Genomic DNA, 11,362 nt, shown 5'->3' with positions numbered 1-11,362 from the left:
TTATAATAGGTATTTATATTATATATATAAATATAAGTATGCGCTTTAAACAAAAAAAGCAATCTCTATAACACATCATAACTCCACTTTCCCCAGACCTATAATTTCAAAAAATTTGGGAGGTAAAACAATAAAAGTTTTACCTCCCGAGAAAAATTTTTCCGGAATCTTCATATATCGCTCATATTTTTTCAGAGTCTCTTCCTCCAAACGATCGAGCAACAGTGAGCACATAACCAGCCACCAGCCGCGCCTGCCCTTCCAGCTGCGTATCAATCGCCATACGCAAAAGCCGAGGTAGCTGGTAGGTTTGGCACCGGGTACGTTGGGCATCAGCGAGATTTTGGCGTCCTCGATGCCGCCCCAGTTGATGGCGGTGCCGTCGGTAGGCATCACAGCGGTGGCGGTGATGTCGTATTGCCGGCGGGCCAACTCATCCAAAGTGTGTAGGCCGAACACGCCAACAAATGCAGGCTGCTTCTGCGGCCGGTTGGTCGCAATCAACCTCTGATAGGCCTGATACAAATCATCTGCCACCGCCCGTTGCATCTGCAATTGCCCCAGCTGCATCAAGTGCCGCTTGCCCACGTTGCCGTCAAAGCCGCGGTCGGCCATAAAGGAGCGGCCGTCGGCCAAACGGATAGCGCGGGTCGGCTCGGTGTCGCCCGCTTTGTTCACCACGCGGTACACCTCTTCCAGCCGCCCCTCTCTGTCGGCCACCGCATCAATCATTCCAAATCATTTGCCAACCGTCAGAACCATATCAGCGGCATTGAGAATTTTTGGAACCAAGCAAAACGCCACTCACACAAGTTTAACAGCATTCTGAAAGAGCGTTTTTAGCTGCATTTCGAATGAGTGTGAATGGCGCTTTAACAACAGTAAAATCAAGCCTCTTACCCTATTTTAAAGCAATTAATAAAACCAATTTATCCTAGTTATTTAGGACAGACCTATTTATTAGCAGATATTGAATACGATATAGGTATCCCAATCATAATCCGTCGCAATATTAGTATTTATCTGCTTACATTTATTCAAATGACTAACCTGAAATAATGCATCTTGATCAAAAGGATAAAATCGGAGACTTGCTTCAGCATGTGGCAAGGTAATTCTGCCCCAGTAACCCATACCCTGATCATAAATAATATTAGTAAATTCTCCTGATTCATGCATTAATTTTAATATTCTTGCATGCTGTAACTGACTCTTGATAATATTAACTGAAATCTTATTAGAGTAATCAGAAAACCATTGTTTAAATACTTCTTGTTGCATGTTACTATTTTGCCAGTCATGCCATAAATATTCACTATTTTGATAGGTTTGCCTAGTTGATGATATATTTAACTCCAAGGTAGAAAATGGTTTTTTATTCAAGCAATATAATTCCTTAATAACACTATCCAATATCAATAATGTTAACGGACTTTTCAGATATCGATCAGTATAAACCACAGCCGTGATAGGATCTTTTTTAATTTGTAATGACAATGGATATTGCTTGTCTATCAGTGCCAGCATCCTTGCGCCAAAACTATCTAGTTTTCCATCTAATTCGTGATTCAAATTAATCAGTTTCCCACCTTTTTGCGAAAACCAATTTTCTGTATCAATTAGTGTGGTATTTACTTCTGACAAACACTCACTAGTAAACAATGCTTTGGTATGTCTGGAAAATATTTCTTCAGGCTGTATATGCAGCAGACTAGTGGTATGAATACCGTCTGAAAGTTGAGCAGCTAAGATTGTACCCTCTACATCGGCAGAAGCGATGGCAACCTGCCAGCCAGCCTGTATGAACGGATGGAACAGCTCTCGGATGTTGTTGTCATCTATCCAAGCAGCTTGGGTAAAACAGAATACCGGCTGTATCTGATACAGCATCTGCCATTTCATTACTTGTGCTTTAATTTCAGGGCTATCCCAATTATTGTCAATTTGGTGGACAAAAATCAGGAGTCTACTTCCCTGCATTTCCAGAATACGTTTTTCCAGTTCAGCAATGGGTGTACGTGCACAATAACGACTGCCAGCAATGCGTGAAATACTTACAGGCAGTTTCAAATGTTGATTAAATTTCGCTTCTTCAAGCCACTGCAAAGCTTGATGACGATCGAGCTCCTCACGCTCTACATTACCATCACCTCCCGCTAGGCAGTGCTGGCATACGCTACCGCAATCGGCGGGACAACTCAGACGGTCTAAAGCACGGCTCAGGATACCGTTGATATCATCTACGGCAGATAAGACGAAACCAGCTCCTCCTGCAGCTTGGTCGTAAATCTGAATCAAGCAACGAACTGTACCTGTTTCCAAATCCTTATCTTCACGCACAGCATAGCCCATTTCAGTGGTTTCTATGCCCAAACAGGCGGCAATTTCATCGCGCACGGCTACGGCAATCGTGCGGGCGGCAGTCTTGTTTCCACTGTCTAGCCATGCTTTTGTTTGTGGATTTTTCAAGGCAATTTCCAATACATCAGTCTGGATACGGTGGCTCAGGTGGATGTTGTGCTGCACATTGCTGTTGGGGCAGTCTTTCTTTTTGCTGCCCATATCCAAACCACCACCCAAAGTCTTGTGGTAATCGCCTGAAAATACGGTTGGCAGTTCGTTGTCTTCGGTCATGGAATCCGCACGCCCGCATCTCATGCAGACGGCAAAACCGTTTTCATGTTTACCGCCAGAACGGAACAGCACTTCGCCACCGCTGCCGTAGCGGATTTCGCCGCAATCGGGCTGCGGCAGGGCAGTGATTGTGCCGTTCAGTTGTACCCTGGGCGCGTGTGTGGGAACGAATGTTTGGCTGGAAACATCGTTGCCGCTGTCTTCGAAAAAATCGGTCAGAAAGCCTGCTGGAGTCAGCACAGTTTGTTGTTCGGTAAACGGAACAGCTTCGCCGCAGCAGTAACATCGGATGTCGTCATGGCTGTATTTGTAACGTGCCACACCTGATGTTCCACAGTTTTTACAGCGCCATGCGGTGTCGAAACGTTGGGCTTCGTTTTTGCCCTGTTCGTCTGATTTTACACGCAGATTGATGCCTGCCGAACGATACACGCGCCCGTCTAATACAATTTCCGAACCGGGCGCGTATTCGCGCAGGGCAATATCCAAGCTGCGGCTGGGATTTTCTTTACGGACGAACAGATTGTCTTCGCGATTCTGTCGTTCGCGGCGTAAGTCTTCCATTTTGCGGATTTTCATTTCCACTACGTCGGTAGGGAAACCGTAGCCGGGCAGAAAGGCATTTACCGCCAGATGGCCGAGCAAGTTTTCATTTTCATGCAGTTTTTTCTCGCGGTTTAGGGCTTTTTTGTATAAATCATTGTCGGTTTGATTAATTTTGTAGTTGATGCTGCGGAAATCAGTCTGCCAGTTTTCCGCCATCTCCGTCAGCCGTTGCACGGCGCGCTCTTTGATATGTGCCAAAGGCACGCCCGCCAAAGCCGTGCCTGTCGTGAGTTTGGCAATGGCTTGATCGGCTGTGCATTGCGACGAGTTCATCCAGTCGCAAAACTGCTGCCAAACCTGTTTTGTCGGGTGGAAAAACCATGATGTATTCAATTTGGTACTGTCTTTGCCCGTGTCACTGCGTGTGGCGAGAAACTCTGCCAGCAGGAGTGAATGAGCATGACGGCTGACGATTTTTGCCGAGCTTAACGATACTTTCGGCGCGGCAATGACCGTAGTGAATGCCCATTTCGGGTTGGCAAATACACGGCGGTTGTGCGGATCGTTTTTACACAATGTATAAGCCACCGCCGCTGCTTCGCTGCGTCGTCCTGCACGACCAGTACGCTGCAGGTAATTGGCAGGATGCGGCGGTACGTTATTCATTACTACCGCCGCCATACCGCCGATATCCACGCCCATTTCCATGGTGGTAGAACAGCTCAATACGTTGATTTTGCCGTCTTTAAACATTTTCTCGTATGCTACCAGTTGTGCGGATGCAAGCTGGGCAGAGTGTTCCGCTGTGCGGTAGTAGAAACCTCCTTCTATGATTTTGTCGCTCAAATTGCTCCACAAGCCTTTTTGGCGCAGGCGACTGACGTCTTCGTCTTGTGCCAACAGGCGGCGCATTTGGTTACGGCGTGTTTCAGCAGTAGCATCCTGTTTGAAGCGGTAATAATCGGGCAATTCGATTTTGCTGCAAAACAGCTTTTCAGACGGCATTTCCTGCCAGTTGCGCGGTAGATAAGGCGACACGCCGCGTAAAGTGGTGTCGATTAGGCGGTGGCTTTGCGGACACAGCCACATTTCTTTTTCAGGTAGCCTGAACGCCATTGCCGAAAGTGGCATTTTCCAAGCATCAGCATCGGGGCGCAGGATGTTGCTGTCTATAGTGAGCTGTTTCCACGCTGTTTTCAACCACGAGTTGATTTTGTGTTTGGCTAAAGGGTTTCGAATATCCAACCCTGTAACCGCCTGCAAAATCTTGACGGCTCGAGGCTGCGGGTCTTTATCTCGAATTTGCGGCCAACCCCGTTTGCGCGAAGTCTGCTTTTCTCTGGTATCGGGCGGCAGCAGGGATTTCCCCGAAAAGCGTTTGCCCAACCATCGTTTTTTCTGCTCATCCAAATTGGTAAAGGAATTTTCACGGACGTGAAAATCCAAAAGCATTTTTAAAAATGCTTTCCAATCATCCAAATTCAGCGGTTTGCTTGGATTGTTGGCTTGATTCAAAACGCGTGTTTCCGCCCAACCGTCGGGTAACGTACTAATTTTGTCCAAATCGGGATAGTAAACCATTGCCAGGCCCAAGGTTTCCAAACTATTGGCATTGCGCGGGCGGCGGATAAATTCTCGAGCCAGCAGCAACTCTGCCAGTTTTTCTGCCCCGTTGCCACTGGGATCATCAAACATGACGGGATTGGCTTCACGATTGTAAGGCAGTAAATCTTGCGTCATCTCTGCTTTGTCGCGCAGTGCGTGGTACATATCATCCCAAGTAAGATGAGTTTTTTTACCACTCGAACCTCTCCATACAATTTGTCCTGACAACGCAGGATTAGCTTGCATCAGTGTAACCAACTCGGGAGGCATGATCTCCGCTTTGCCTGTTTCCTGCACTAATACATCAAACACCATACCACGCAATTTAGAATATTCCGCTTCCTGCTGCATTTTCACCGCCATTCGCGCCGTTCCTTGGCGACTGTCTGTAAAAGTAATCAATCTCCGTCCGCGCGCAGGCAGCGATTGCGGGTTGTTTTCGGCGTCCCTACAAAATTCCAATACAGTCGGCACGGCGTGGGTAACGTAAAACGGTGCGCCCAAATACTTCTGATGATAAAACGGTGTTTTTCGGCTTTCTTTGCCGCAGGCGGAACAGCAGGCATGCAGGGAGAAATCCAAAGCCAACTCAAAAGTCTCACCCTGCCGTACGCCGATTTCGGCAGTTGTTTTGTCGATTTTCTGTGCCGTATAGTTTTCAGACAGCGTATCGGCTGCAGCGGCAAGCACTTTGTTGTGAGATGTGAATTGCAAGCCATCTGAAATTGGGTTAGAGCCGTCCACGCCGTCAGTTCCGCTGTTTTCTTCATCATTGTCTACCGGCTCGGGATTGAGTGCGAACTCATCGGTGATGCGGGTGTCGTGCTGGTGCAAAATACCGTTGCTCTCCTGCGCCATTAGGTGCGACGTACCGCAATCTTGGCACAGTACCAGTTCGTACACAGGAGCGCCGCAATCACATTTGGCGCGGCGGTTGAGATAAACCTGTCCGAATGCCCAATCTTCCAGATACCCTTCTTTTACGCTGCAATGGCGGTCAGCACATGCCCACAAACCGTGCAGCATGGCTTGGAACAGATGTAGGCGCAGCTTCAAAAATGGTTCGGCATTTTCAGACGGTTTTGTCTGAGTCATGACATCCAGCCAGGCCAATACTTCGCGTTGCCGTTCATAAAGGCTACCTGAAAGCAGATATGCTTGCGTTGCCTGTACCAATTGGTTCAACGTATAGGGCTGAGTGCTTGCTGTCAGGCAGTTGCGCAAGGTGGTTGCGGTTGCACTGCGGCACAGTGCGGTAAAGCGTTCGGTTTCATTTGTAATGGATACGATGTCTGTCAGACTCTGTCTGCCATCGGCAACTCCAATCGGTAGAAAGTCTCTGTTGCCGGAAACCACCAGTACCTGCTCCCGGGGCACACCCGCCAAGTCAGCGAGGTAGCGGCGCAGTTCGTCTGCCGCTTTGTCGGAGGCGATGGTGGCGGATGTGGCAACAAAGCGGATATCTTCGGGTTGCTTGCCAAAAGCGTGCACCACACGGCGTAGCAGCAAAGCAATTTCCGCCGCCTGTGAGCCGATATAGCTGTGCGCTTCGTCCAAGACAATCCAACGCAGCGAACCCGCCTGACGCGATTTTTCCAATATCGGCGCGTCAGCTTGGCGCACCAGCATGTATTCCAGCATGGTGGCGTTGGTCAGCAGGATAGGTGGTGGTTCTTTACGCAGCAGTTCGCGCGACAGGACTTGGTTGGGCTGGTCTTTGTCTCGCGGCTCGGCACTTTCTTTGGTGTTGCCGTTGTAGAGGCAAAAGCGGATTTTGTTACCGAAGGGCTTCGTCCATGCGTCCAAGCGTTCCTTTTGCGAATTGATTAAGGCGTTGAGCGGATAAAGAAACAGAGCCTGAACGCCAACCAGCGCTGTGTTTTCCTGCGTTTGTCGGCGTATCAGGTCTTCCAATATCGGAATCATGAAGCATTCGGTTTTGCCAGAACCCGTACCGCTGGTAATGATGGCAGACTGGGGTGTATCGGCCAAAAGATGCCGCCATGCTTGCAATTGGTGGATGTAAGGGCGGGCAGTTTTGGGGAAATCATAATTGTCGGCTTTGGCCAACACATCGGTAAGTTTTGCAGAAAACAGGTTTTGCTCTGCCAAATCGGCAAAGGTGCAGTCCGCACTTTCCCAGCCGAAAGTCTGTTCGACGACAGGATCGGCAAGAAAGCAGTTTTCGTTACCCAATTCGTTGTTGATCAGTTGGCGCAGGTGGCCGCGCAATTTATCATCCGTAATGTCCAATACACCGATGGTGGCTTCCTTGATGCGGTTCAGGCTCTGCTCTATCAGGCCGGACAGGGTTTGTTGCATGGGGTCGGTATTCATTGTTATTCACTCATCAAATGGCAGCTCAGGGTGGCGCAGACGTAATCGAACCATTCTGCGTCCAAAGCATAAATACGGTAAAAAGCATCGGCAAACTGCGCGGTTGTCATTTCAGACGGCCTGATGTCGTTAGGACGCGCCTTACCGGTTTTAACACAGGCGGTAAAAACGGGTAGCCAGACGGCAGCACGGTCAAAATGAATTTTAGATAGGCGGCGTACTTGGTCGAAAAATGAGCCTTGTTGTTTGTCTAACCATTGTTGCAATCCGTCTGAAAGCGTTTCAGGAATCCGTAAGTTTTCATTTTGACGCAATGCATTGTAGTGGCGGTTGTAGCGCGAATCATGTTGCTTGTGAAAAATCTCCCAGATTGTTCCCTCTACCACCATCATTTCCATTTCAGAAAGAAAGCCTCTAAACACATAGCAGTGCAAAATCTCATCATGGCACAACACATTTTGAGGAATACAGTTTTTGGTTAAAGGAGCATCATCGGGATTCAAACCTGCTGCTGCAATTTTGGCGCGGGAATACGGGCGGTAAGCATCTACGGCGGCAAACCAGTCTTGTATCGCTAACCATTCCCACACCACAGCCAGTTCGTTGCGTATCCGCTCGCAAAACACACCATCCAGCCCTAAACGCAAAACTGCCAAAGCCAAGGTTTTCGGCTGTTGTGCCAAGGCCTTCCATGTTTCAAATACTGACAGTGGCAGATGGGAAAAATGCTGTTTCAGGCTCTCAAAATACCACCAGCCTGCATGCTCGGGATTCCCCGCCATTTCTGTAATGATATGGCTGATGGCTTCGGGATTGTGTATCGGATGGAAGGCGCGGGCAGCAGTATGCAGGGAATGATGTTCAGATGGCTCAGTAAATTCTTCGCCGCTGTTGTCAAAGATGGCGGGGCGGAATTGGACAGGTGATTCGGACGCGGGGTAAATCAGCCACAACCCCGCATCATAGGACATCAGGCTGTATCTGCCGCCAACAAATTCTGTACTTTCGGGCAGCCGTTGCGCGCCTTTTTCGGGCGCGTCCAACCGCATGATGCTCACTACTGCTTCGGGGCTGGCATATTCGTTTGCCACCTGTTTTTTGATAACGAAACTTTCGTGCAGCGCATCGGTTTCTTCCAATCCTCCAAAACGATGAAATTGGTTGTTCCACACAATCAGGCCGTTGTAGCGTGACAATACCAGCCGTATCAGCGATTTGTCTGAACCCATACGGTGTACGGTAATTTCCACCTTGGCGTCTTGGCTACTGCTACACGACAAAAGCTGCAAAAGCTGGGGCTTCCATTGGTCTAAGAAAAACTGCTGCACCGAACCACCTGCTGGCAGACGTTCGGTGATAGAGATAGGGCAGCTATATGTGTTATCCGATAACTTGAAAACCAGCTCCATGCTGGTCGATGAAGACGAATACACCATCAGCCACTTGCCTGACAGTTGATTGATATTCAGACGACAATCGTCGATTCTGCCATTTTCATCATAAAGATACGCACCATCAAACGGCAGCGGCAGCTTCAATCGTGCTGCTTGGGTGGAGTTGCTGCCAACGGCAAGAATAATGTGGGATGGATAATTACTGCCCTCAGCTTGGCAGGTAAATCGGGAATGGATTTGTGTGATATTGAGATGATCAGCAAAGGCAGCAACGGAAACATTCTCGGAGGTGTCAACATTTAAAATGGCGGGATGTTTGCCGCTTGCTGCTTGCCAAGTATGGGAAAAGTCTTCAGGCAGGACAGTGATTCTGCGCCGCAACAAACAGATTTTATCACTGTAAAAGGCTACCTGAAATGTACCATAATAGTTCGGGCAGATATTTGATTGGCCTTTGCCGTTGATTTTGATGTGTGTTAGTGACAGGTCGGGTGGCATTTGCAGAGTAGGAAAACCGCGATACACGGGCAGGCCGTCCGTATTCTGATAACGGTAAAACAGCCGACCGCGCAAACTGGTTTGCCCCATCGTATCCGCACGTATAGCAACGATAATTTCACGTCCGTCTTCATGCCGCGCTGCCAGGCTGCCCGAACACTTGAACCACTGCTCTTGCAAACGGGTGACTTTTGCGTTTTCAGATAGTTTGAAACCAAAGGGCAAACGAATCAGAAAATTCTCATCTTTGCTGCGTGTATACTCATTGGTAGAAAACAGTTGCCAGCATTGATCTTGGCCAGGGCAAAACACTAGTGGCGCATCTTCGTCAAACGCCGTGTCTTCGAACAGCTTGGTATAAATCAGCCGCCCACCCGCAAACACACGCATAGACAAGGGCAAACCAGTCTGCTTGCGGACAAAATCAATCTGTTTCCCAAAAGGAAGCTTGAATGTCAGCTCGCTACCTGTATCGCTGAGAGAGGCAAACGCCGTCGCCCCCATTTGGGCAACTGGCGTTTCTCCTTCAAAAATCTGCCATTGTAAGACCGTTTTACCCTGATAATTCTGAATAGGGAAACTAAATTTTTCAGGCAACCCGATTTTAACATGCAAGCACCAACTTCCCTCCTTGACATAATGCTGACAGGAAAATTCTTGCTTCGCCATTTTTTGGCGTTCATCTGCCGCATTACCCAACCAGCAGTTGATGACGGCATCTGCCTGGTTGCCATCCAAAGCAAAAGGAAAATGACAGCGCCAACCACTATCTGCCTTATCTAGGTATTCGACTGGATTAAGTTCATTCTTCAGGTCAAACTGTTCAGCGAGTTCGGATAAAGCTTTGACTGTATCAGCAAATAGAACAACAGCCGCAGCATCATGGAATACTTGCGCCAGTCTATATACTCTTTCAGTAATATACTCTTCCAAAGGACGAAAAGTTTCCACACTCTCCCGATACTTTTTTAGGCCATAATCAATAACGTCATGAAATGCGTTATTGTTAGCCGCAAGCATTTTTAATGGCAGCCCACCTTCGGCAATTAATGTACCAAGATAACGCGTATTACCGACATTATCATGTTTCCATTGTCTCTTCCAATATTTCAACCCGGTTTTCAAATGTTTGTAACGCTGCTGTTCATTATCAAATCGCGTACCTGTTGCATTATCGAAAAATGCCCAATTCCATTCGCTACCCGAATATTGACGCCGATAAGTTTCACTGACCGCCATACAATAACAGGCACACCATTCTTGATAACGTGGTTGATAAGAAGAGCCCGATCTTAAGGAAGGATCACGACGCAATAATGCGCACAGTTCACGGTATTCATGCTCGGTAACGGCATAAGCATAAAGGGGTCTGCCATCCGGTGTAGGATTAAGCGGGTCTCGGTTTAAAAAGAAAAGTGATAACCAGTTACTAAAAGGGGTTGCTAGCTTAGTTTTCATGGTAACGATTTGTGGTTGACTTAAGTGGAAATTATATCAGTACACACGCACATTTGGTTTTCAAGAGCAGCAGATAGGTCAATTTGATAAGAATAAATAAAAACAACATATTATTATCTTAACAAGCTAACATCTTCCTGGGCAGTTATGCAATACCTCCTGTATGCAGCAAATTTCGGCGTCGTTAATTTCGTTGAAATCCGTTCTGTTCAGGAAATACTGCCGTACCAATTCGTTGATGTTTTCGTTCAATCCCTGCAAGCACTACACTTCAATCAAGCACCCGTCCCGATAACCGTTGCACCCGATTTCGTTGGGATAGCCCAAGGGGTTGATGACCACGCGGCAGCCTTGAATTTCTGCGTCCATCGCTGTGTGCGTGTGTCCGGCAAACCAGTAGGCAAAGCCCGGTCAAATCGACATCGTTGATGAAATAGGGATTGAGCGGCGATTCGGCAAACTGCGGGGCGGTGCAGGCTGCATTCGGTGGGAAGTGGGTCAGGACAATGGTGTCGGGCGCACCGCGAAACCGCTGTATCCACGCCCATTCTTCGTTGTACAGACGGACGGACATAGTCCTCGGGCGTGATGCGCCGCTCGTTTTGGCTGTTGGGCAAGTAATCAAAAATATAGGCGAAATCGGCCACGGAAACCTGTGCCAGATTGCAGTTTTGCTCAAACTGTTGGGTGCTGACTTGGTGATGCCTGAAGTTGCTGAACAACGTGCCGCCGACAAAGGTCCGACCGTTGATTTGCACGGTTTTGCCCGCCCGCAGATAAGGTTCGTCGCGCAATTTCAGGCGCACATCGCTCGAGACCTTTGCAAAAAAGCCCTTCCCCCGACAGCCGGAACCCAAACACAGGTTTTCGGCTGTTTTCGCCCCTAATTG

Annotated in this window: 5 protein-coding genes and 1 pseudogene; 2 read left to right on the top strand and 4 right to left on the bottom strand. The window is 48.2% G+C overall.

Going from position 1 to position 11,362, the window contains the following annotated elements; all coding sequences use genetic code 11:
* Positions 1 to 75: 75 nt before the first annotated feature.
* Positions 76 to 732, bottom strand: a complete 657-nt coding sequence (locus tag AC5M9B_RS02895; protein WP_487648228.1) for a hypothetical protein — start codon at positions 730 to 732, stop codon at positions 76 to 78.
* Between AC5M9B_RS02895 and AC5M9B_RS02890 the strand changes: the two are divergent.
* A pseudogene (locus AC5M9B_RS02890) lies at positions 718 to 892 on the top strand (IS1595 family transposase); the annotation flags it as partial. The gene AC5M9B_RS02895 and the pseudogene AC5M9B_RS02890 sit on opposite strands and share 15 nt — an antisense overlap.
* Positions 893 to 960: 68 nt before the next feature.
* Here AC5M9B_RS02890 and AC5M9B_RS02885 read toward each other — a convergent pair.
* From AC5M9B_RS02885 to AC5M9B_RS02875, 3 genes are all read right to left on the bottom strand, one after another.
* On the bottom strand, positions 961 to 7,122 hold the full coding sequence (locus AC5M9B_RS02885; protein ID WP_487648227.1) for a DEAD/DEAH box helicase: 6,162 nt from the start codon (positions 7,120 to 7,122) through the stop codon (positions 961 to 963).
* 2 nt (positions 7,123 to 7,124) lie between these two features.
* Positions 7,125 to 10,472 (bottom strand): STY4851/ECs_5259 family protein, encoded by a 3,348-nt coding sequence (locus AC5M9B_RS02880; RefSeq protein ID WP_487648226.1) that lies wholly within the window; start codon positions 10,470 to 10,472, stop codon positions 7,125 to 7,127.
* Between the two features lie 271 nt (positions 10,473 to 10,743).
* Positions 10,744 to 11,046: a hypothetical protein gene (locus AC5M9B_RS02875; protein WP_487648225.1), complete on the bottom strand. Its 303-nt coding sequence runs from the start codon at positions 11,044 to 11,046 to the stop codon at positions 10,744 to 10,746.
* A gap of 97 nt (positions 11,047 to 11,143) precedes the next feature.
* Here AC5M9B_RS02875 and AC5M9B_RS02870 point away from each other — a divergent pair, with 97 nt between their 5' ends.
* A complete protein-coding gene (locus AC5M9B_RS02870; RefSeq protein ID WP_487648224.1) occupies positions 11,144 to 11,359 on the top strand; it encodes a hypothetical protein in 216 nt (71 codons plus the stop codon).
* The last annotated feature ends 3 nt before the right edge of the window (positions 11,360 to 11,362 follow it).

The organism is Neisseria flava (assembly GCF_982712965.1).
This window is presented reverse-complemented; position numbering and strand designations above follow the sequence as displayed.